General features: G+C 31.5%; 16 protein-coding genes. 11 read left to right on the plus strand and 5 right to left on the minus strand.

Going from position 1 to position 25,266, the window contains the following annotated elements:
- The first annotated feature begins 6 nt into the window (after positions 1-6).
- From CHB67_RS00645 to CHB67_RS00695, 11 genes are all read left to right on the plus strand, one after another.
- Complete coding sequence (locus tag CHB67_RS00645) at positions 7-3,057, plus strand: SusC/RagA family TonB-linked outer membrane protein (RefSeq protein WP_245813382.1); 3,051 nt, start codon at positions 7-9, stop codon at positions 3,055-3,057.
- A gap of 22 nt (positions 3,058-3,079) precedes the next feature.
- Positions 3,080-4,636, plus strand: a complete 1,557-nt coding sequence (locus tag CHB67_RS00650; protein ID WP_089379808.1) for a RagB/SusD family nutrient uptake outer membrane protein — start codon at positions 3,080-3,082, stop codon at positions 4,634-4,636.
- Positions 4,637-4,717: 81 nt separating this feature from the next.
- Positions 4,718-8,011 (plus strand): FG-GAP-like repeat-containing protein, encoded by a 3,294-nt coding sequence (locus CHB67_RS00655; protein ID WP_217900235.1) that lies wholly within the window; start codon positions 4,718-4,720, stop codon positions 8,009-8,011.
- A gap of 110 nt (positions 8,012-8,121) precedes the next feature.
- Positions 8,122-9,402, plus strand: coding sequence for an MFS transporter (locus tag CHB67_RS00660; protein WP_089379809.1), 1,281 nt, complete (start codon positions 8,122-8,124; stop codon positions 9,400-9,402).
- Between the two features lie 77 nt (positions 9,403-9,479).
- A complete protein-coding gene (locus CHB67_RS00665; RefSeq protein WP_089379810.1) occupies positions 9,480-10,211 on the plus strand; it encodes a FadR/GntR family transcriptional regulator in 732 nt (243 codons plus the stop codon).
- Between the two features lie 281 nt (positions 10,212-10,492).
- Positions 10,493-11,848, plus strand: a complete 1,356-nt coding sequence (locus tag CHB67_RS00670; protein WP_089379811.1) for a glycoside hydrolase family 28 protein — start codon at positions 10,493-10,495, stop codon at positions 11,846-11,848.
- 94 nt (positions 11,849-11,942) lie between these two features.
- On the plus strand, positions 11,943-13,166 hold the full coding sequence (locus CHB67_RS00675) for a glycoside hydrolase family 117 protein (RefSeq protein WP_089379812.1): 1,224 nt from the start codon (positions 11,943-11,945) through the stop codon (positions 13,164-13,166).
- A gap of 6 nt (positions 13,167-13,172) precedes the next feature.
- A complete protein-coding gene (locus CHB67_RS00680; RefSeq protein ID WP_089379813.1) occupies positions 13,173-14,729 on the plus strand; it encodes a sulfatase-like hydrolase/transferase in 1,557 nt (518 codons plus the stop codon).
- Positions 14,730-14,771: 42 nt separating this feature from the next.
- Entirely contained in the window at positions 14,772-15,662 is an 891-nt protein-coding gene (locus CHB67_RS00685) for a family 16 glycosylhydrolase (protein WP_089379814.1), read from the plus strand.
- Positions 15,663-15,777: 115 nt separating this feature from the next.
- The gene (locus CHB67_RS00690) at positions 15,778-16,644 is read left to right on the plus strand and encodes a hypothetical protein (protein WP_089379815.1); all 867 of its coding nucleotides are present in this window, start codon (positions 15,778-15,780) and stop codon (positions 16,642-16,644) included.
- A gap of 284 nt (positions 16,645-16,928) precedes the next feature.
- On the plus strand, positions 16,929-19,517 hold the full coding sequence (locus tag CHB67_RS00695) for a T9SS type A sorting domain-containing protein (protein WP_089379816.1): 2,589 nt from the start codon (positions 16,929-16,931) through the stop codon (positions 19,515-19,517).
- A 53-nt stretch (positions 19,518-19,570) separates the two neighbouring features.
- On the opposite strand, the gene CHB67_RS00700 is transcribed toward CHB67_RS00695, so the two are convergent.
- The 5 genes from CHB67_RS00700 to CHB67_RS00720 form a co-directional block, all read right to left on the minus strand.
- Complete coding sequence (locus CHB67_RS00700; protein WP_089379817.1) at positions 19,571-21,097, minus strand: Dabb family protein; 1,527 nt, start codon at positions 21,095-21,097, stop codon at positions 19,571-19,573.
- A 27-nt stretch (positions 21,098-21,124) separates the two neighbouring features.
- Positions 21,125-21,613, minus strand: a complete 489-nt coding sequence (locus tag CHB67_RS00705; protein WP_089379818.1) for a GlcG/HbpS family heme-binding protein — start codon at positions 21,611-21,613, stop codon at positions 21,125-21,127.
- A 93-nt stretch (positions 21,614-21,706) separates the two neighbouring features.
- Positions 21,707-22,279 carry a Crp/Fnr family transcriptional regulator gene (locus tag CHB67_RS00710; RefSeq protein WP_089379819.1) on the minus strand — a complete coding sequence of 191 codons (573 nt, stop codon included), beginning with the start codon at positions 22,277-22,279 and terminating at the stop codon, positions 21,707-21,709.
- A 126-nt stretch (positions 22,280-22,405) separates the two neighbouring features.
- Positions 22,406-23,923 (minus strand): sulfatase family protein, encoded by a 1,518-nt coding sequence (locus CHB67_RS00715; protein WP_089379820.1) that lies wholly within the window; start codon positions 23,921-23,923, stop codon positions 22,406-22,408.
- Between the two features lie 2 nt (positions 23,924-23,925).
- Positions 23,926-25,260: a family 43 glycosylhydrolase gene (locus tag CHB67_RS00720; protein WP_217900237.1), complete on the minus strand. Its 1,335-nt coding sequence runs from the start codon at positions 25,258-25,260 to the stop codon at positions 23,926-23,928.
- Positions 25,261-25,266: the final 6 nt, after the last annotated feature.

Here is a 25,266-nt window from a genome sequence, read left to right on the forward strand (position 1 = left end):
TAATTTATGAAAAAAGAACAACTAACATTACTTGGAAGAAGAAGTATGCTATTACTGCTTTTTGTGATTTTTGCGATTCCGCAAATTTATGGCCAAAACATTACTGTAAAAGGTACAGTTAAAGATGAACAAAATTTACCGCTACCTGGGGCGAATGTTCTTGTAAAAGGAACAAATACAGGTGAGTTAACTGGTTTTGATGGAGATTTTACTATTGTAACAGATAGTAATGCAACTTTATTAATTAGTTTTATTGGGTATAAATCCCAAGAAGTTGCCATTAATGGGAAAACTGTTATTGATGTAATTTTAACCGAAGATGCAAACGCATTAGATGAAGTTGTTATTGTTGGGTATGGTTCGCAAGCGAAATCAGATTTGACTGGTTCAGTTGGTGTTGTAAATTCAAAAGAAATTGACAAATTAACTTATAGTGATCCAGCCCAAGCGCTACAAGGAAGAATAGCGGGTGTAAATGTAACTACAGGTGGAGGTGCTCCAGGAGCAAAATCGATTGTAACTATAAGGGGGTCAGGAACACTGTCTGATGCCGGACCATTATATGTAATTGATGGAATGTTAACAGGAAGTATGAGTTCGATTAACCCAGGTGATATTGCTTCAGTATCTGTATTAAAGGATGCTTCAGCAAGTGCTATTTATGGATCTAGAGCTGCAAATGGAGTTATTATTATAACCACAAAGAAAGGAAAAAAAGGAGAAGTTAAAATTGATTTTGATTCGAGCTACGGTTGGCAGAAAGCTGTTAATGTTATTGATTATGCAACAGCAGAGGAATATGCTGCAATTTCAAATAGAGCCAGAGATAATGATGGTGTAGCTAGAGTTCCTGCAAATGATTCTGAATTTAATCCAAATTATACGAGTGATATTCAAAATGAATCATTAAGAACAGCTCCAGTTCAAAATTACAATATAAGATTTTATGGTGGAGGAGAAAATGGAACTTATAGTGTTTCTTTGAATCATTATGATCAAGATGGGATTGTAAAAGAGTCAGATTATCAAAGAACTACTGCCAGATTTAATGTAGGTTTAGAAAAAGGAATTTTTAAATTAGAATCGTCCGTCGGTTTAACAAGAACTGTTGATAATTATAATAATTATTTTAACCAAGAGCGTGATTTGATTCCAACAATTAGAACGAAAGATGACGATGATAATTGGAGTGCTAATGACCATGATGGGGCTTTTGGTGCATTTTATGGAGTAGGGAGTGCTATTAATTCTTTAGGCTTGGCATCAATTGAAGATAGAACAGTAAAAAGAAACACAGTTATTGGGAATATTGGAGCTTCTCTTAAAATTGTAAAAGGATTGACTTATAAGTTGAATTTAGGTATAGAATCTTATGCCGATAATAATTTTAAATTTACGCCAGAGTACTTTTTTAATGAGGCATCTCTCGGGAATACTATATTTGCTGAATTGAATGAACGAAATACAAACTATTTATCAACTTTAGTAGAAAATACCCTGAGTTACAAAGGAGATTGGGATAAACATAGTCTTGATGCTATTGTAGGATATACAGAACAATTATCTAATACTAGATATTTAGGAGCAAAAGCAAGAACTTTTCCAAGTAATGATATTAAGGTAGCATCTGCTGCACAGGATAGAGTTGAAATGCCTTCACAAGATTTAACAAAAGGAATTCAGTCTTATTTTGGAAGAGTAAGTTATTCTTATGATGAAAGATACTTATTTACTGCTACAGTACGTAGAGATGGATCTTCATTATTTAAAGAAGATTTAAGATGGGGAACTTTCCCTTCTGTAGCTATTGGATGGAATCTTAGTAATGAAAAATTCATGTTAAATTTTAAAGCTTTATCAGATATTAAATTTAGAGCTAGTTATGGAGAAGTAGGGTCTGATAATGTTGGGATTTATGCAATTTACCCAGAATTAAATTTAAATAGTGAAGCAGTTATTGGTAATCCACAAATTAGAGTACCTGGTTACTCAATTACAAAAGGAGTAAATAGTAATATTACATGGGAAACAACAAAAACTACAGATATTGGAATTGATTTTACCGCTTTAAATAATAGGTTAAATGTAACGTTAGATTATTTTATTAAAGATTCAGAAGATGTATTGGTAAGTTTAAGGCCTCCATTATATACAGGTTTTGATAATGATGTTCCTTTTAATTCAGCAAGTGTTTCAAACAAAGGGTTTGAATTTTTAGCAGGTTATAATGATCAGTTCGGAGAGGTATCTTTTAATGCTTCAGCTAACTTTACAATTTTAAATAATGAAGTTACAGCCTTGGGAAATGCTACCCCAATTATTGCTGGAGGTTTTACATCTAACGGATTATTAGGTACAAAAACGGATGTAGGTCAACCAATTTCATCATTCTTTGGCTATGTAACGGATGGTATTTACCAAACAGATGAAGAGGCAATTGCGGCGAATGATTCTTTTAATCCTCACGCAGGAGATATCAGATTTAAGGATTTAGACAATGACGGAGATGTAGATACAGATGATCAAACTTACTTAGGAAATCCAACTCCTAATTTTATGTATGGTTTTAATGTGTCGGCTGAATACAAAGGTTTTGATTTAAGCTTGTTTTTTAATGGAGTTTCTGGAAATAAAATTTTAAATGGAGTAAGATATAGAGGTTATTTTGATACGGAAGGAAATTATTTAGCTGATGCTTTAAATGCTTGGACGCCTGAAAATACTTCTTCTAATATTCCAAAAAACACGTTGAGTGATACAGGGTACAATAGAAGAATGTCTAATTTCTATTTAGAAAATGGAGCTTATTTTAGATTGAGAAATGCGCAATTAGGTTACTCACTACCTTCTGATATCATGGAAAAAATTAAAATTTCAAAAATCAGAATATACGCAAGTGCATCAAACGTATTTACAATTACAAATTATACAGGTTATTATCCTGAAGTAGGAAGAAACTCAAGAGGGAACTCAACTCAAATATTTAGTTCAGGAGTAGATGAGGGATCTTATCCAGTGCCAAGAACAATTCAATTGGGTGTTCAAGTTTCATTTTAATAATATAAAACAGTTAGAAATAATGAGAAAAAAATATAATTATTTAAAAACGATTGTTGCAATGGCTGGTATTTTATTAATATCGGTGAATTGTACTAAAGACATTTTGGAACAACCTAATCCAAATGCCTTCACACCAAACTTGTTTTGGAAAACACAAGCTGATGCTGAAAAAGGTATCATAGGAACATATAGTACATTTACTCATATTTGGTATTATACGCGTTTTGAAATTTTTGCGTCAGATTATAGAGATGATGTAGTTAATGGTTTTGCAACATCAGAGAGAACTGCGCTAGGCTCTTTCAATGGAGTTTCAACAGCAAACGGAACTAAATGGGTTTGGGCAGCTATGTTCAAAGGAATAAGCAGAGCTAACGAAGTTTTGTATAATGTTCCAAATATTGAAATGGAACAAATCGCGAAAGACAATATTATGGGTGAAGCTTATTTTATTAGAGCATATAATTATATGGCTTTAGTAAATAGTTGGTTAAATGTACCGTTAATTACCTTGCCAATGAGTGAAATACCAGATCCTATAGCTATTGAACAAGCTGATCCGACTGATGTTTGGGCTCAAATTATTTCTGATTTAGAAATGGCAGCTGATTTATTACCATCATCTTGGCCTGCCAACCAGAAAGGTAGAATTACAGATGGAGCAGCAATAGGAATGTTAGGTAAGGCTTTATTATATAATAAAGATTATCAAGGAGCAAAAGATGCTTTTGAAATTATTATGGATGGTAGATTTAAATTAACAGCAAATTATGGTGATAATTTTACAGAAGCTGCAGAGAACAACTCAGAATCATTGTTTGAAATTCAAATGATAAATGATGGTAATGGTGGCTGGGGAAGTGATGCACCTGGTTCAGGTAAAGGTGCTGCGTTTCACCCTGATTTAGCTCCTAGGGGTTTTACAGGTCAAGATGGAATGCGTATAAATGATTGGGTTTTAGATCTATTTTTAGATGAAAAAACAGTTAATAATCAAATTGACCCTAGAGCATTTACAACATTGTTTTTTGATACTGAAGAAACAACTGATTATCAAGGAGAAGTATTGTCTTCAAAAACATATAGTAATTTAACCTATCAGGAAGCTTTTCCGGGTGGAACACATGTTTGGGCAAACAAACACTTAGACCAAGCATATAATGGACGCTCTCGTTCTGATGAAGGAGGATGGCATGGTTCAGGTAATAATTTAAGAATCTTAAGATACGCAGATGTACTTTTAATGTATGCTGAGGCTGAATTTATGTTAAATGGTTCAACAACAAAAGCTTTAGATGCTATTAATGAGGTTAGAAGACGATCTGATATGCCTGATTTTACAACTATTACAATGCAAGATATAGAAGATGAACGTGTAAAAGAACTTAGTTTAGAACGTACAAGATATTTTGATATATTGCGTTGGGGTAAAGTTGTTGAATATATTGTAAATAAGCCTGAATTAAAATCTGAAAGTGCAGGAACTAGTTCATACAAACCAGGAAGAGAGTATATTGATATTCCTCAAAATGAAAGAGATACAAATCCTAAATTCAAACCAAATCCAGGTTACTAATAATTAATTAAAATACAATTAATTTTAAGGAACCATGAAAATCATGGTTCCTTTTATATTTAAATCTAAACCATATTCCCAATGTATAGAATTTCATTTCTATTAATTATTTTAGCTTTGGTTTCTTGTGATAAAAAGGAAGCTAAAGTTAACTCAACTACTTTTTTAAACTTAAATGCTGAGCAAACAAACATTAAGTTTTCTAATAATATTTTAGAAAATGACACGTTAAATTATTTCAAATTTCCGTATTTATATATGGGTGGAGGTGTATCTATTGGTGATATTAATAACGATAACCTTCCAGATATTTATTTTACTGGAAATATGACTTCAAACAAATTGTATTTAAATAAAGGAAATATGCAATTTGAAGATATAACTGATATTTCTAAAACACAAGGCGATAAAAGATGGTACACAGGTACAACTATGGCCGATGTTAATAATGATGGTTGGTTAGATATTTATATTTGTAGTGGAGGTAAGTTTGGTTCTTCTAAAAATCAATTATTTATAAATAATGGCGATAATACCTATACTGAAAAAGCAGAAGAATATGGTATAGCAGATGAAGGAGGTTCTATACAAGCTACTTTTTTTGATTATAATAATGACGGTTTTATTGATTTGTATGTAGGTAATTATCCACATGTTCCAGTAAGTCAAGGTAATTGGTATTATAGAATTAAGATGGATGATAATGCAGCTCATGAATCAGGCCATTTGTATAGAAATAATGGAAATGATACTTTTTCAGATGTAACAAAGGAAGCCGGAGTTCAAAATTTCGGACTAACTTTAGGAGTAGTGGCATCAGATTTAAATAATGATGGCTTTGTAGACTTATTTGTTTCAAATGATTTTAATGTGCCAGATTATTTGTATTTAAATAACGGTGATGGAACTTTTAGAGAGTCTGTAAAACTAGCAACCAATCAGTTCTCCATGTTTGGAATGGGTTCAGATGCTGCCGATTTTAACAATGATGGTCTAATTGATATCGTTCAAATGGAAATGACTCCGAGTAGTCATAAGCGTTCAAAAACCAATATGGCGAGTATGAATCCAACCTCTTTTTATGAAGGTGTTGAAATAGGTTTTCATTATCAATATATGCAAAATAGCCTACAGTTAAACAATGGAGTATATGACAAAATACCTATTTATAGCAATATTTCCAGAAAAGCAGGTATTGCTACTACAGATTGGAGTTGGGGTGCCTTATTTGCCGATTTTGATAATGATGGCTTAAAAGATATTATTATTACCAATGGGATGATGCGTGATGTAAATAATAATGATATAAATAATGAATTTAATTCTCAATCTTTTTTCGGAAAAACAAATCACCTAGACTATTTAAAATATCCTAGCAACCCAATAGATAACTATGTTTATAAAAACAACGGTAATTTTACTTTTTCAGAAATGAATGAAGCGTGGAATATTAGTTATAAAGGATTTTCAAATGGAGCTTCTTATGCAGATTTAGACAATGACGGAGATTTGGATATTATAATCAATAATTTAGGAGATTTTGCCTCTGTTTTTGAAAATAAAACCAATAATACAAATAACAATTATATAGATATAGTATTGATTGGATCCAATAAAAATCCATTTGGTTTAGGGAGTAAAGTCATTTTGAAATATGAAAATGGCATTCAAAAACAAGAATTAACTCTAACAAGAGGGTTTCAGTCAAGTGTTGAGCCAAAATTACATTTTGGTTTAAATACAGCTAAAATAGTTGATGAAATAAAAGTTGTTTGGCCAACTGGTGAAACACAAATTCTTAAAAATATAAATTCAAATCAACAATTAAAAATTGATTTTAAATATGCCGAGAGTGTTGTTGAACAACCATTGAATGTTATAAATAAGTTTACAGATATTACATATTTTTCAGGAATTGATTTTAAACATCTAGAAGATGAATATAACGATTTTAAATTTGAACCGCTTATTCCTCATAAAAATTCTCAATTTGGATCTGGTGTTGCTGTTGGAGACGTAAATGGTGATGGTTTAGAAGATTTTTTTGTTGGAAATGCAGCAGGAAGTGTTGCAGCAATGTATATTCAAAATTCTAGCGGAAAATTCGATCTTATAAAAGGGCCTTGGGAAAATGATGCTCAATTTGAGGATATGGAGGTGCTTCTGGTAGATTTAGATAACGATAATGATTTAGACCTTTATGTAGTAAATGGAGGAAATGATAAAAATAAAGACGAAAGTTTTTTTCAAGACAGAGTTTATTTAAATACTAAAAATACCTTTGTTAAAGGTATAAATGTGCTTCCAAAAATTACAAGTAGCGGACAAACTGTTTGCTCAGGAGATTTTAATAAAGATGGAAAATTAGATTTATTTGTTGGTGGAAGAATTGTACCGGGTAAGTACCCATTTCCTGCTAAAAGTTATTTACTTAAAAATGTTGGTGGAAAAGATTTAGCATTAAGATTTGAAGATGTAACTCATAAAATAATTCCTGAAATTCAAACAGCCGGTCTGGTTACTTCAGCAATATGGGACGATTTTAATAATGATGGTAATTTGGATTTAATTATTGCAGGTGAATGGATGCCTATTCGTTTTTTTAAGAATACCAATAATAAGTTTACTGAAGTAACTAAAGAATTAGGTTTAGATGATAAAACAGGATGGTGGTATGGTTTACAAAAAGCAGATTTAGATGGTGACGGTGATATGGATTATTTAGCTGGAAATTTAGGGTTAAATTATAAATACAAAGCAAGTTTTGACAAACCATTTGATGTATATGCTCATGATTTTGATGAAAGTGGTAGTATGGATGTTGTTTTAAGTAAAATAAGCAAAAACACTAGATTACCGTTAAGAGGAAGAGAATGTTCTTCTCAACAAATACCTGCCATAAAAAGTAGATTTGAAACATTTGAATCTTATGCAAATGCTAGTTTAGAAGATATTTACGGAAAGGGAATGTTAAAAAAAGCATTGCATTACTCTGCAACTACTTTTGCAAGTTATTGGATAGAGAATAAGGGTGGCTCTTTTGAAATGCATCAATTACCTAATAGAGCACAATTCTCATCTATTAATAAATTTGAAGTATTTGATTATAATGGAGATGACTATCCTGATATTTTATTAGCAGGGAATCTATACGGTTCTGAAGTTGAAACGCCAAGAAATGATGGGAGTATAGGTTTGGTGTTAACAGGAAATGCAAATAAAACATTCTCTGTAGTACCGCCTCAAGAAAGTAATTTATTTATAAAGGGAGCAGTTAGCGGTTTGGAAGCAATTGAAATAGAAGGAACGTCAAATAAAACTTTTTTATTTTCGGTAAATAATGATAAGCTTAAATTGATACAATTTATTCAATAAATTGTTTTTTTGTTTTAAGTTAAATAGGGGAGATAATTTTTATTTCCTCTATTTTTATGAAGAATGATTTTGAGATGAATCTATTTTTTTAGAATTAGTAAAATTAGTTTATGAGAAAAAAAGTAGCAACCAAGAAGCGGTTTAAAATTCTTTCAATGTTATTTATAACTGTTGTTATTAATTATTTAGATCGAAGTAATATTTCTGTAGCAGCTTTTGCAATTTCTGATGATTTGAAATTGAATTCAATTCAAATGGGATTTATTTTTTCAGCTTTTTCCTGGACATATGCAGGGTTGCAGATACCAGGAGGTATGATTGTAGATAAGGTTAAAGCGCGTGTTATATATACTTTTATGTTGGTGTTTTGGTCAATATCAACATTGGTGCAAGGATTGGTAAGTTCTTTTGGGGCGTTAATTGGTTTACGAGCAAGTATTGGTGTATTTGAAGCTCCTTCTTATCCTACAAATAATGCAGTTGTTACGAAGTGGTTTCCAGAAAAAGATAGAGCAACTGCCATTGGAATATACACTTCTGGACAATATATAGGATTGGCTTTTTTAACACCTGTATTAGTTTCAATTCAAAATTATATGGGATGGCGTGGATTGTTTATAGTCTCGGGTGTAATAGGACTTGTTTGGGGTGGTGTTTGGTATGTTTTTTACAGAGATCCTGAAAATTATAAAGGAATAAATGAATCCGAATTAAAATATATAAAACAAGATAAAAAGATTGAAATAGATCTAGAAACTCTTATAAGAAAAAAATTTAATTGGATAGATTTAAAACATGCTTTTTCAAATCGTAAATTATGGGGTCTATATATCGGTCAGTTTTGTTTAGTAGCATTATCTATTTTTTTTCTTACTTGGTTTCCAACCTATTTAGTGCAGTATAGAGGTCTAAGTTTTCTTCAATCGGGTTTCTTAGCCTCTATTCCTTTTTTTGCTGCATTTTTAGGTGTTTTACTTTCAGGACTCACTTCTGATTATTTGATTAGAAAAGGTTATTCGAAAGAAATTTCAAGGAAAGCACCCATAATTGGAGGTATGTTATTGTCAACATGTATTATTGGCGCAAATTATACAGATAGTACTTTTTTTATAATATTTTTTTTGGCATTAGCATTTTTCGGAAACGGTTTTGCAAGTATTACTTGGGTATTTGTCTCTATTATGGCTCCAAAAAAAATAATTGGGTTAACAGGAGGAGTTTTTAATTTTTTTGGAGGCTTAGCAGGTGTTATTATTCCTATTGTAATTGGTTATTTAGTTAAAGATGGTGATTTTAAACCTGCATTGTTTTTTATAGGTATTGTCGCTTTGATAGGGGTGTTCTCATATGTCATTTTAGTTGGAAGTGTTAAACAAATATTAATTAAATAAATTCTAAATTAAAAAACATTAAATTTATAAAATTCATGTAAATAAGGTATTTTACTAAATCATTTTAAATAAAGAGTATGTTTCATTCGGTTGGAAAAAATAAGCCAATTTCAGAGCAGGTTGAAGATGAGTTAATTGAAGCGATTCGAAATAGAGAATACTTGCCTGGAGATAAAATTCCAACAGAGAATGAATTATGTCGTATTTTTAATGTTAGCAGAACAACAATACGTGAAGCTGTAAAACGCATGAGTGCGAGAGGAATTGTAGAAGTTAAAAGAGGAAGCGGAGTTTTTGTGTCTCATATGAATTATGAAACAACTACTGAAGTTTTAAATATGCATTTTGAATTCACTACAGATAATGATGTTATTTTACAAACTATTGAAGCTCGATTAATAGTTGAACCAACAATTGCTGCTCAAGTTGCTAAATTAAGAACCGAAAAGCATATTGAATTGTTAGAGTTAAACTTTTCAGAATTGAAAAAGTGTAAGTTAGATGATAAAAAGCGTGAGGCAGATTTGGATAATGATTTCCACAAAACGCTTCTATCTATGGTAAATAATAAAGTGTTAGATTTATTATTGGGACCTATTTATAACTTAATGCCAAAATATATAGTTGGGGTTTTTGCAAAGCCTAATGGAGGTGATTTGTTAGAGGAAAAAAACATTATGCTGTCTTATCATAATAGGATCCTCGAAGCTATAAAAAATGAAGATTCTCAAGAAGCTTTCGATGCTATGAAAAGCCATATTACTGAAACCAAGGCTAATTATTTGAAATTTAAAATTAATAAGGATTAAGAACTTCAATAGAATAAATAAAATTAGCACATATCTTCACTATTTAAATGATAAATAAAGGTTTTTCAATAAAAATCGATTATGTCTTAGTTGTTAAATTGAAATATTCTTTTAGTAGAACAGAATAGTTAAAAAATCATATGTCATAGTAATTTACTTGAATGTAGTACTAATGTAATTGGCTAAATTTGAGTAGGAGTATTGAAACTGTTAAATTTGACTATCTCTTTAATAGAAAGGGTTTATGGTTATTTTTCACACATTTTTAACACTTATTTTTTATGAAATCTTACTATTTTGTACTTATTATTTTTTTAATATTATCCTGTAAATCAAATAAGCAAAATATAAATATTAGTGACTTTGGTGCAAAAGGAGATAGCTTAACTATCAATACAAAATTTATTCAAAAAGCCATAGATGAATGTTTTGAAAATGGAGGAGGTACAGTGGTGGTTTCTGATGGAGTTTATATCACTGGAACTATTTTGTTAAAAGACAATGTTACGTTGCAGGTTAATGAAAATGCAACCCTATTTGGAAGTGCTAATTTTGCCGATTATATAAATATTGATCCGTTTATTGATGCCACAGGTCAGGCAAGAGGAAACTGTTTAATTGGAGCTAAAGATGCAACAAATATTGCCATTACAGGTAAAGGTACTATTGACGGTAATGGAGAGAATTTTATAGCTACCAACTATAAAATCCAAAAAGAGAAAAACCCTAATCTGCCAAGTTTTGATCGTCCGTTTTTAATTCGCATTGTAAATTCTTCAAAATTAAAAATGCAAGATATTAACATTAGGCAAGCAGCAGCTTGGGCAGTGCATTTGTTTCAATCACATGATATTACAATAGACAATGTTGATATTTATAACCACGCAAACAAAAATAACGATGGTATTGATATAGATTCTAGTTATGATATTACCATTACCAATACAAAAGTAAATTCTGAAGATGATGCTATTTGTATCAAAGCTACCAGTCCGTTGCCAACATACAATGTAAAAGTGAGTAATTGCGATATAAAAAGCGATTGGGGTGCTATTAAATTTGGTACTGAATCTATGGGAGATTTTTACAATATTGATATTAGAGATTGTAAAATTCACGACAATAAAGGTGGAGGAATCAAATTATTGAGTATGGACGGCACAAATATTTACAATATTGTAATTGATAATATTATAATGGATAACGTTGATATGCCAATTTTTGTTCGCTTAGGTGAGCGTTTAAGAACGTATAGAGATGTAGAAAAACGACCAGTAGGTTCTATCAATAATGTGGTAATTAGCAATATTAAAGCAACAACTATGGGGTTAGAAAACTCTAGAGTTTCGCCACCAGCGGGGATCTTAATTACAGGTACACCTAACCATAAAATTGGAAGTCTACAATTAAAAAATATAGACATTCAATTACCTGGAGGTGGTTTGTTTACAGATGTTGTTGAAGTGCCTGAAGATGAAACTCGTTATCCTGAGTTTAGTTTCTTTGGTGTTTTACCAGCTTACGGAATGTATGCTAGGCATATTGAAACGTTAGAAACAACCAACGTTAATTTTAAAGTTTTAGGAAAAGATGAGCGTGAAGAAATTATTTTAGAGGATGTTTTTAATCGTAATTAATTATTAAAAAAAGTAACAAAATTATCTAATATACAAAATCATGAAAATCAAATTATTGAATCTATTAATACTTGTTGTAAGTTCAACTTTATTTATGATCTCTTGTGAACCAAAGCAAGATGAAGTCGCTGAACAAAAAAGTTTTCCATTTCAATTACCAAAGGAAAAACCAAATATGCCTTTGAGTAGGGCTATGGAACGTAATTATGATAATTATTTAGCACCAAGACCTGAAGATAACGAGTTATATACACAGTTTAAATATACAGAGTTAAAAGGTTTTGATTATAATAATCACGATGGTACTATTTCAAGAAGAGATCCTTCAAAAGTAATTTTTGAAAACGGAAAATATTATGTGTGGTACACCCATAGGGAAACACCAACACCACCACAGGGAGCAAAAAAATGTAATGATACTATTCCGTCATCAGACTGGGATTTATGTGATATTTATTATGCAACTAGCATAGATGGTTTTACTTGGGAAGAGGAAGGTGTTGCAGTACCAAGACCTCCAAAACCAAATGTAGGATGGAGATCTGTTGCTACAACCGATATTTTAAAATGGAAAGGGAAATATTATTTGTATTATCAAGGTTTTATGGAAGCAAGTGGATTGCGTGGAGATGATTGCCCAGTGGCAGTTTCATATGCCGATTCTCCTGACGGCCCTTGGACTGCAGCAAACCAAATTGTAATTCCAAATGGTCCTAAAGGAGCTTGGGATCAATATTCAATTCACGATCCATATCCGTTGGTATATAATGATAAAATTTACTTGTATTATAAGTCAGATTTCGATGGGAAACCAAATTTAGTCAGAATGCAAGGGGTGGCTACAGCAGATAATCCGTTGGGTCCTTTTACTAAAAGTCCTTTAAATCCAGTGTTAAATTCTGGACATGAGACTACATTATTTCCTTTTAAAACAGGAATTGCAGCATTAACAATCAGAGACGGTAATGAGCATTATACCATTCAATATGCTGAAGACGGAGTGAATTTTGAAATAGCAGCTATTGTGAGTGATTTAATGCCAAATGCAGGAGGGCCTTTTATACCAGATGCATTTACAAATACAAAAGATGGAAGAGGAATTACTTGGGGAATTTCACATTTTACCAACGTTACGACTTGGAGTGAAAATCACGCAATTTTAACACGTTTTGACTGTGATTTAAGTCAGGATGTAAACGATCCACAAATGAAAAAAAGTCATATTTATTATAGGCCAGAGGATTATTACAGACAAGGCTTAAGTAAACAACAAAGAGAAAGAATAGCAGCCGAAAATCAAAAACTTCAAAACAATTAATAACAAATGAATAACATAATTATTAAATTAAAACAATTGGTAGTTATTGTTTTTATGCTCTCTTTTATTGGTGTTTTTTCACAAAATAAAAAGACGATAAAACCAAATGTATTGGTTATTTATACGGATGATCACAGGGCATCTGGAATTCATAAGTTGGGAGGAATGGATGTTGAAACTCCAAATTTAGATAATTTGGTAACCGAGGGTATAGCATTCAAAAAAACATATTTAATGGGAGCTTTTACCGGTGCAACTTGTATTGCGAGTAGAGCAATGCTACATTCAGGTAGACAGTTATTTACTTTAGAAGGTCAGGGGAGAAGCATTCCTGCTAAACATACCACAATGGGCGAAACCTTTAAAAATGCAGGATATAATACCTTTATGGTGGGTAAATGGCATAACGACAACGCTTCTTTAATTCGTTCTTTTGATGATGGTGAAAAAGTGATGGGACGAGGTGTTTATTTGGTAGATCATTTTAGAATGCCATTTCACGATTGGGATAAAGACGGTAAATTTAAGAAAGAGGATGCTTATTTATTGGTATATGATGAAAATGGAAATACGGTAAAAAGAGCCATTACAAAAGAAGATAAAAGAGGACCAATAGGCACAGAAGAAAATGGACCTCATACTTCAGAAGTATTTGCAAAACACGCTTCAGACTATATAAAAAATTACAAAAAGAAGGATCCATTTTTTATGTATGTAGCTTTTCATGCGCCTCACGATCCTCGTCAGGCTCCAAAAGCGTATAAAGATATGTATCCGCCAAATGAAATTGAATTGCCGCCATCTTATTTGCCTCAACACCCTTTTGATAATGGACATATGGTGTTGCGTGATGAAAAATTAGCTGTTTGGCCAAGAACTGAAGCAATTGCTAAGCAGCAATTATCAGATTATTATGCAATTATTACACATTTAGATGCGCAAATAGGAAAAGTTATTAAAGCATTAAAAGAAAGTGGTGCTTATGAAAACACCATTATTGTATTAGCGGGTGACAGTGGTTTAGCTGTTGGAAATCACGGTTTAATGGGCAAACAAAATATATACGATGAAGACGGAATTCATGTTCCCTTTATTATTTCAGGAGGTTTGGTTCAAGATAAAGGAATAGAGATCAACGCTTTTAGTTATATTCATGACATTTTTCCAACTATTTGTGAATTGGCAGCTATTGAAATTCCAGCCTCAGTAAACGGTAAAAGTTTAGTACCTGTAATTAATAATGAAGTAGCCGAAGTTAGAAATTCAACATATCATGCGTATCGTCAATTTCAGCGTGCGTATAGAAAAGGTGCATATAAATTAATTGAATATGTACGAGCTAAAGGTTTCAATAAAAAAACAGGTGAATTTGAAGCGGGTTCAAGGGTGACCCAACTTTTTAATATTGAAAAAGATCCTTGGGAAACTACAGATTTATCATTTTTTCCAGAATATTTCGAAATTTTAGCTGAAATGCGTAGAGAAATGATGGCTAAAGCCATTAAACTTGGCGATAAAAAAGAAAGTATTAATGAGCAATTTGATTTTTGGGATTACTATTAAAATGAAACAAAAGGATTTAAAAATAACATAAATATAAATAAAATGAAGTCAATAATTAAAATATCAAAACAAGTTGTAACGTTAGTATTGCTTTTAATAGCAACTACTATGCTTGCACAAAAAGCACCACAATTTAAAGATGGAGAAGACCCTAAGTCAACTGGTAAAAAATGGAAGCTGGTTAAAAATATGTCTGATGAATTTAATGGAAAAAAAATAAATAATAAAAAATGGCAAACATCAGGGCAAGGATGGATTGGCCGTGCACCAGGATTGTTTTTAGCCGAAAATGTGAAAGTAGCAGATGGTAGTTTACAAGTAACAACCACAGCATTGCCTAAAACGGTTATTAAACATAATAAAGAATTTACTTATGGAGGTGGTTATGTTGGGTCAAGAAACGCAATGACTTATGGTTATTACGAGTGTGAAATGAAAGCCAATAAAACTTTTATGTCCTCAACCTTTTGGTTAATTAATGGAGGTAAAGGATTAGAAGGGTGTGATAAAAGAACTACAGAATTAGATATTCAAGAATGTGTTGGAGAAATAACAAATCCTGCTAAATGGATGAAAGATTTTGACCAAGCAATGAATTCTAATACACATAGTAGAAATATTCCAGAAGGTTGTGATTATATTAAGGGAACATCAAAAGGAAGAGCAGATATAGCAGGAAAAGTATACGATGATTTTCATATTTATGGTGTTTGGTGGAAATCTAAAGATGAAATTTTATTCTTTTTAGATGGTAAATTTCAATCGAAAGTAAAACCACCATCAGATTTTAATATTGAAATGTATTTAAGAATGGTTGTTGAAACCTACGATTGGAATAAAGCTCCTGCTGATGGAGGAATGAATGGTTCTAAAGAAGATAGAACAACTTATTACAACTGGGTTAGATCTTGGGAATTGGTTGATAGTAAATAGAGTATTACTAAATGTAAAGTAAATATAGTATTGATAATGTTAGTTTTAATGAAGTTGGGAATTACTATTAATTAATAATATACAACTAAAAATAAATGTACTTAACTAATTATTTATGATTAAAAAATTTTACGCTTTTTTAGCAATTATACTAATTTCTGGAAGTTTATTTTCTCAAGCTTGGAATTATAATAATAACCGAATAGCTGTTAGTTTTGACGGGAATAGTGCTGCCGATAATGCCTATAAATGGCCAACAGGAGATCCAGATGATTGGGGAGCTTTAGTAGCTTCTTGCGCCATAATAGCTAAATTAGAATTACAGGATAAACTAGTACATTGTTCTTACAATAATTTTATTGATGCTCCTGCCGGACCTGACAATGAAAATCAATTAAAAATGAGTGCTGATGGATGTATTGAAAGATGGAATTTTCAAAAAAACGTGTTTTTTGATGTTACTACACAATTAAAAGAGGCTAAATCAAATTTAGCAACAGAGATGGGAAAATCAACGGCTGAAAATCCATTGTATTTTTTACATGCCGGATTATCGGAATTTTTATATCAGGTAATAGAAGAGGTAATTGCTCAAGGAAACATTGAAGCACTTAACCATGTTTATCTTTTATCTCATAGTAAATTCAATGAAAACGAAATAAGAAGAGATTATCACCATACTTGGGATGATGTGCAAAAATTATGTGGCAATCGTATTAAGTACAAAAAAATACAAGATCAGAATGATAAAAACAATCCTGAAAATTTATGGCATTCAATGGATGACTTTTCAGTTTGGTATTGGATGAGAGACCATAAAGATCCTAACATAAGATGGATGTATGAAAGAATGCAGGCTCATAGTGTGGGGCATGCTGATATTTCAGATTGTGGTTTATTTTATTATTTACTTGTAGGTGACGATAATGGAAACCCACAAAAATTTAAAAATTTTATTGGAGAAGGGATATATAATAATTAAAATAAAAAGCTGCATACCCACAGCATCTCATAAAATTTATACTTGTTTTTATCTAAAACAAACAAGCAACGTTTGTTGCGTTAGAACCTTCAATGCAGCTTTTCTAATTACACACTTGACAAAACATTACCTTTGTCTTTTTAAACACTTTTCAATATAAATAACTTCAAAAAGAACAGTAATACTTTATTAATAACCATTTGTTATTCAAAAATAGTTAAATGTTATGTTCCCTTTATATGTATCGTATTATTTTTGACTCATAAAAATAAACATTTAAAACGATGCTAAAAACTACTCGATTTTTTATACACCTTTCTTTTATATTAATAAGTTCTGTGATTTTTGCTGAAAACATTTATGTTGCTACCAATGGGAATGATACAACAGGTAACGGTACTATTGATAACCCATATAGAACATTTAATAAAGCAATTTCATTAATGTCGGCTGGCGATGTTTGTATCATAAGAGGAGGTATTTATGAAGAAGAATTATCAGTTAATAAAAGTGGAACTGCAGGTAATTTTTTAACATTTAAAGCCGCTGATGGCGAAAATGTTGAAATTAGAGCCACATCTAAAATAAATGGCTGGCAAGTTCATAGTGGTAATATTTATAAAGCAACCGTAAATATGTCTATGGAAAGCAGATTTCGTGCTGTATATCACAACGGTAAATTTATGGATTTAGCGCGATGGCCAAATAACACAGATAATAGCCGCTGGACTATAGATTGCACACCTGTAACAGGTGGTGATGGTGCTCATTTTACAGCAGATAACATTCCTAATATAGATTGGACTGGTGGTTTGGTATATTACCTTGGCGCACATTCTGGAACTAGTTGGACCAGAACTATTACCAGTAGTTCTAACACAAGAATAGACTATACAGGGGTTGATATTACTAAATGGCCATTTACCCCACATAACCCAACACAATGGAGAGAAAACCCAGGGAATAATAGAGGGCAATTGTACTTGTTTAATAAATTAGAAGCGTTAGATTATGCAAATGAATGGTTTTATGATAGCGCTACAAATACGCTTTATCTTCAAACTGCTGATGGAGATATGCCTGCTGATGGAGCTGTGGAATATGCAACATCAAAATTTATTTCAGAATTAAAAGGTGATTATATTAAACTAGAAGGTTTAAACTTTTTTGGAGGAAGTGTTAAAATCGACAATAATGCTGATAATAACCAAATTATTAATTGTAAAATAACTCACGGTAGTGAGGGATATGACTCTTTAACTAATACATCAGCTCAAGTTGGTGAGGCATCTCTTGAAATTCTTGGAGACAACACTTTAATTAAAGGTTGTACTATAAATCACAGTTCAGTAAGCGGTATACTAATAGCTGGTTGGGCTGCTTCAAATTGTACTGTTGAAGAAAACTATATTAGTAATATTGATTATTTAGGAATTCATGCATCACCAATTAGAACTAGCGCTAACAATATGAAGGTGTTAAAAAACACCATTGTTAATGCTGGTAGAGATGGTATGTACGTGTCAGGCTCTAATTGTGAGATTGCTTACAATGATGTTTCTGGATCTCAAAAAATTAATAGTGATTCGGGAGTGTTTTATACTGTTGGAAATGCCAATTTAAAGAATAATGAACTTCATCATAACTGGTTTCATGATGCTACTGCACCAGCTTATTCTCATAAACCGGGAGAACCTGGTAAAGCTGCAGGAATCTATTTAGATAATAACAGTAAGGGCTATACAGTACATCACAATGTTATTTGGAATGTGTCTTGGAGTGGTTATCAAGTAAATTGGAATAATACCAATTTAGACTTTTTTCATAATACTATTTGGAATGCTGAGCGCGCTATGGATTCTTGGGTTAATGGTTATACACAAGAAAACAATAAAATATATAATAATTTTGCAAATACTGGTGAATGGTTTAGTGAAACCTCAACTGATTTTGATATAAAAGACAATTTAATCACAAGTACTTCACCTTTTGAAGATGACAATAATCAAAATTTTATGCCAAAAGCCGGAAGTGAAGTGTTTGATACTGGAAGAGTTATTGCGGGTTTTACAAAACCTTTTAAAGGAAATGCACCAGATATTGGGGCTTATGAAAGATTTGGGACCAAATGGACAGCAGGTGTTAATGCTATTGAAGATACAGGAGAAGGAGATAATTTAACTATCTATGACACTCAATTTACGATACTAGCAGCTACAGAAACTTGCCCTAATCAAAACAATGGTAAAATTAATATTGAAGCTGATTTAGAACAAAATTATAAGGTGAGTTTCAATGGTGTGGATACAAATTTCACTAAGGAAATTGATATAGAAGATATAGAACCAGGTGTTTATGAGTTGTGTATTTCATTAATTGGTAATACAGAAAGCCAGTGTTTTAATGTTGATATTAAGGCAGCATCTCAAATTTCTGGAAAATCTTCTTTAGGGAAGAATAAACTTTCTGTAGATATCCAAAAGGGAACTGCTCCTTTTTCTGTATTTATAAACAATAATAAGGTATATGAAACATCTGCTTTGTCATTTGAAGTTGATGTAATTCAAGGAGATGAGGTTAAAATACAATCTAGCAAAGATTGTGAAGGAGAAATGAATGAAATTATTGATTTTTATGGCAACATAGTTGCATACCCAAATGCCACTACTGGAGATTTTCAATTGTTATTACCTATAAATGAAGGAACTATTTTTATTGAAATATATGATGTTTATTCACGAATAATATCTTCCAGATTATATGAAATTGAATCTGGAAGAATAAACCTAAGTTTAAATAACAAACCTTCAGGTGTATATTTTGTTAGAGTTATGGGTAAAAAACCAGTAAGTATAAAGGTGGTGAAGCAATAAATTAAGAAAAAGTTGACACTATCCCGAAAAGTTTACAATTTCTTTTATTATTCTCATTTTTCAACCCAATAATCCATCACCATAGCATCATCAAGTAATGGGCCTATTATATTTACGAGTTTTAAATGTGCTTTATGAAAAAGATAAATTTCTAGCGCATTTGCATTGTTAAATGTTAGGGTAAAGCAATAGTTAAAACCTTTGCTTTGGCCTTCGGTACTCGTATTAATTCCCCATTCCAAATTTGTGATTTCTGGAATTTCATTTTTTAGGTTTTCAAAAGCAAAAAGGACTTTGTCAATTTCTTCTTGACTAATATTTTCTTTGAATTTCAGATTTATAATGTGTCTTAAGACTTTTTTATTTGAATTGTTTTTTTCGGCAGAAACCTTATATGAAACTAATTTTTTTACATCAAACCTTACTGAACCGGCTATAAAAAAAAGTGCCTCATCAATTTTTACCGAACCTAAACCATAGTATATAGGGTAACCCGTTTTTAAATAAGATATAGGGGTAAGCGTTCCGTTTGTATCTAATTTACATAATTGAATGCTTTCATCATCTTTAGTGCCTATAGCAACAATTGCTTCTTTATTACTAACAGAAAGAATTTCAATTCTAGTTTGACCAGTAAGCATTGTATTTTCATTATCAATTAATGTTGAATGTGGTACCAGAGCTCCTTTATTATTTATTTTAAAAACACTTACACCGTCGCCGTGATAAACAAAGTCTTTCTTTTTAATAAAATTTCCTCTTTTGTAATATTTATGGTGTCTGTGTCCAACTATTACATAATGGTTGCCTTCTAAAGTAACACCTGTTACAGGGTAGGTTCCTGTAAGAAACCGGTCTGTTGTATTATCACCTATATTGTTAATGTTTTTGAAATGGCCATTTTCATATACTCTAAAACTGCTAACGCCATTGTCTTGAAAACCTCCAGTATATAAAAATGTTTTTCCATTAATTTTATGAGAAAACATGCCAATAATACCATCGGTATAAATGTTATGATCATCTTTTAGCGATTGCACATGCGTTAAAGAGCCATTACTATGTATTTTGAAGCTGCTTAATCCAGGCGTATCTTCTAAACCTCCAACAAAAAGATAAGATGCTTTTTTCATATGTATTACTTGCAATGTAATTACAACGCCTAAATGGGTTTCATCTGTATCGTTAAGAGTATAAACCCTTTTAAGTGAACCGTTATTTTGAATTTGGAAAACTTCAACAGCATTCGCTCCTTTATTTCCAACAAAAAGATAATCCGTTCCATTGATATTGTCTGCTACAAGACCTCTCGCAGGACCTTTACTATTAAAAAGTTCATGGCTGCTTACTGGGGTTAATTTTCCTTTTTTGTCTAAAGAAAATACATCTATAAAACCACCATCTCCTCCAGAATAAATATAGTGAGTGTCACTTTTTTTATAACTCGTTACAGTTACTGTATTGTTTGAAGTATTTTTAAAATCTTGCCTTGTTAGTGTTAATGTGTTAACAGTTTGTGCAATACTAATTTTTACAATAAATAATAAGCTTATTAAAATGAGGTTTTTTATGGTATTCATGTTTTAAATGTATTAAAATTTAAAGAATTATTCTAATATAGCTTCAGCTCCAATTATTGCAATTTCGTGATCCTGTTCTATGGTGCCACCACTTATACCAATGGCTCCAATAATTTTTCCTTCGTTGTTTTTAATAGGAACACCTCCAGGAAATGTAATTAATCCGTTATTAGATACTTCTATATTATATATGATACCTCCCGGTTGTGTTAGTTTACCCAAATCTCCAGTTGCAATATTAAAATATCTAGCTGTTTTTGCTTTTTTTATAGCTACATCAATGCTACCTAAAAAAGATTCGTCCATTCTTATAAAAGCTTTTAAGTTAGCTCCAGCATCTACAACTGCTATATTTACAAGTACGTTAGATGCTTCCGCTTTTTTCTTTGCCTCAAAAACTACTTTTAGAGCTTGTTCATGAGTAATATTGTTAGTTATTTGTGCTTGTGTTGAATTTGATACTATTGTTAGTAAAAATACAATGCTATAAAATTTAAATTGATTCAATAAATTCATTTTTTGTGTAGGTTATAATTTTAGAATGCAAAAATTGTAAAACCTTCTGAGAAAAAAGTTGAACTAGTTCAATTTAATAAAAAAACTATTAAGCTAGTTTCGTCTTTTAATTTTACTTAAAAATTCATGAGAGATACCAAGGTAACTAGCTATTTGCTTATCGTTTATTTTAGAAGCTATGTTTGGGTAATTATTTATAAAATAAACGTAGCGTTCTTTTGCTGTTTGGCTATTGTTTCTAATTAATCTTCTTTGCCATGCTACCAAAGCTTTTTGTGACATTACTCTAAATAGTTTTTCAACAGCAGGAATTGACTCGTAAAGAGAAAGTTTATCTGCTCTGTTTATTAAAAGTATTTTGCTATCTGTTAATGCTTGTATATTTAAATTGGAGGTTGATTGGTTCATAAAACTATCAATATCCATTAACCACCAATCTTTTGCAGCAAAATACAATGTGTTTTCATTCCCTTTTTTGTCGATTGTAAAAATTCTGAAACAGCCTTCTAATACAAAGCCTTCAAATTTGCAGATTTCACCTTGCTCTAAAAGAAATTCTGTTTTTTTAATATTCTTAAAATAAAAGTATTTACAAAACTCTTCAAGTTCTGTTTTAGAAAATGGAGCATTTTTGGTTATATTTTCTTTTAATAAATTGTTTATCATAAGATGTTTTTGTTTTTGAAACCTGAGAAGTGCTATTTTTTTTAAAATTAAAAACTGTTCATTTGATAAGAATGAACAGTTTTTGCAGCTTTATTTCTTATATTTTTAGAATATAATTTAATGAATTTAAATTTTACCAGTTTTAACTTTACGATCTCTTGTGCGGTTATACTTTTCAAAAAGTTCTTTAACCTTGTCTTGATATGTTGGGTTGTTAATTAAATTTTTGCTTTCGTTTTCTGAAACATTCTTATTTAAATTAAACAATGCAAAAGGAGTTCTAGTAGCATTTGTTTTATCTTTTTTATCTACCTGAATAATTAATTTCCAACCATCTTCAGTAATCATTGTTTGTTTTCCTGTTCCAGCTTGTGTAATTAAAAATGGGTGTGCTTTTTCTTTTTTTTGTTCTAACAAAATAGGTAATAAATTTGAAGAATCCATAGCTTGATTGTCTTCAATTTTTTGATTGGTTACACCAGCAAGCGTTGCCATAATGTCGATACCTAAAATAGGAGTGTCTGATACTGTTTTAGCTTTTATTTTCCCTGGCCACCAAGCTATAAAAGGTACTCTGGTTCCGCCTTCATAACATTGGTTTTTACCTCCTCTATAAATATCATTAGATTTATGACCAGCTTTAAGAGTTTCCTTTTCCAATAAGCCTCCATTGTCTGATGTGAAAATAAATAAAGTATTATTGTAAACACCTTTTTCTTTTAAGGCTTTGATAAGCATTTCCATTTGTACATCCAATTCTTTTACCATATCTAAATGACTAGAAGGTGTTGTACCTGCAATTTTTTTACCATTTAATTCTGTGGAAGGTGTGTGTGGTAAATGAACAGCTTGAGAGCAGTAGTACATAAAGAAAGGTTTTTTGTTTGAAGTATTTTCAATAAAGTCTACAGCTTTGTTAACTAATAATTCTCCAGAATTATACGGATTCCAATAGCTATCTCCTAAACCTTCTTTTTTATCTAGTTTAACGTTTAGTTTACTCATGTTTTCTTGAGTAATCAACACAATTTTAGAGTTTTCATTTAAAGGCATCATCACACCGTTTTCGTAAACAGCATATGGTTCTGCTTGTATTCCCGCAGGATACATAAAACTGTAATCAAAACCATTTTGTACCGGACCTTTATCTAAAACTTTTGAAATATCAACATCTAATTCGTGTTCTTTTCTAGGAGATCTGTAAACCGTATTTGGGTCATCTTTTCTTCCGAAATCCATTCCAAACCCCCATTTTCCAAAAAATGAAGTGGTGTATCCAGCATTTTTCATTAATTTGCCTAATGTCAATTGATTTTCTTCAATAGGTGAAGGTTGGTAAGAGCCCCAAACACCCCAAGGTGCATAACTACGGTAACAATGATTTCCTGTCATAATTGCATAGCGTGTTGGTGCGCACAAAGCAGCAGGAGAGTGTGCATCCGTAAATACAATACCTTCTTTTGCTAATTTATCAAGGGTTGGTGTTTCAACCACAATATTTTTTGAATGCATTTCTCGGTAATACGAAATATCTCCAACACCAATATCATCGGCTAAAATTACAACTACGTTTGGTTTTTGTTGTGCAAAAATTACTGTTGTAATAACAGTAAAACCTATAATAAGTAAGTGTTTAATTTTCATTTTTATTTCAGTTTTAACCAGTTTAAATTTACAGTTTTGTCCGATCCCCAATCAGACTTAAATAGCACTACAATATTTTGTTTTCCAGTAATTTTTTCGAGTATTGGAGTTTCAATGGTTTTCCATGTATTCCAACCACCAGTATATTTTACAGGGAAATTAGCAATAAGTTTTCCTTTGGCATTTCCAATTCTAACTTCAAAACTACCAATGCGTTGTCCGCAGGCAATTCTAGCTTCCATTTTAGTAGCTGAACCATCAGCAAAATCAACATTGTTAAATTGTACGGTACTCATCATTTTTGTATCACAAACCATCCATCCTAAAGGTTCATTTCCACCAACAAAGGCAGTTTTAGCACCACTAATTTCATTATATCTATCTACCTGAATTTCTTCACCAATAGTTGGTGACCCAATTCCTCTCATGGTTGGTTTTACTTTTTTAATAGCACCATCTTTTTTAAATTCCATATAATCGGCGCTCATAGAACGTAGTTTGTTGTAACCACTCACTTGCCAGTAATGGTAAAATAAAATCCATTGTCCGTTATAATTAACAACCGAATGATGATTAGTACCGTTGTTGATATTGTCCATAATTTTTCCGCGATAGGTAAAAGGCCCTAGCGGATTTTCACTAGTTGCGTAACCAATGGTATAACCTTCATCAGGAAACACATGAGCAAATGTAAAATAGTATAAATTATTGTATTTAAAAGGAAAAGAACCTTCTTTATAACCAGCAGGTAATCCTTCAACTTTTATAGGTTCTGCAGCAATTTCTTTCATATTGTCTTTTAAAGGAGCAACAAACAATTCTTGTCCACCACCAAAATACAAATAAGCTTTTCCGTCATCATCTAAAAGCAATCCAGGGTCAATACCACTTACACCTTTAATGTAATCTTTTTCCCATTTAAAAGGGCCTGTCGGACTTTTAGATGTTCCTACACCAATACGTCTAAATGAAGATTCATCTTTAGGTTGAGCAGGGTAGTAGTAATAGTAGGTATCGCCTTTTTTTATACAATCAGGCGCCCACATACCGTATGAATCTTTTTTGCCCCAAGGCACTTCATTTTGGTCTAAAACCACACCGTAATCTTTCCAAGTATTCCCATTTTCTAATGAAAATAAATGATAATCGGGCATACAAAACCGTGGTGCTTCAATTCCTTCAGGAGGAACAATATCGTGTGATGGATACACATATAATTTGCCATCAAATACTCGTGCAGTTGGGTCTGCAGTAAAAATATTTGTAACCAAAGGGTTTTGTGCTATCATTTGTTGAAATAACAGGCAACTACTTATAAAAAGTACTATTTTTTTCATAAAATA

Source organism: Lutibacter agarilyticus (genome assembly GCF_900188235.1).
GTDB classification, from domain to species: Bacteria; Bacteroidota; Bacteroidia; order Flavobacteriales; family Flavobacteriaceae; genus Lutibacter; species Lutibacter agarilyticus.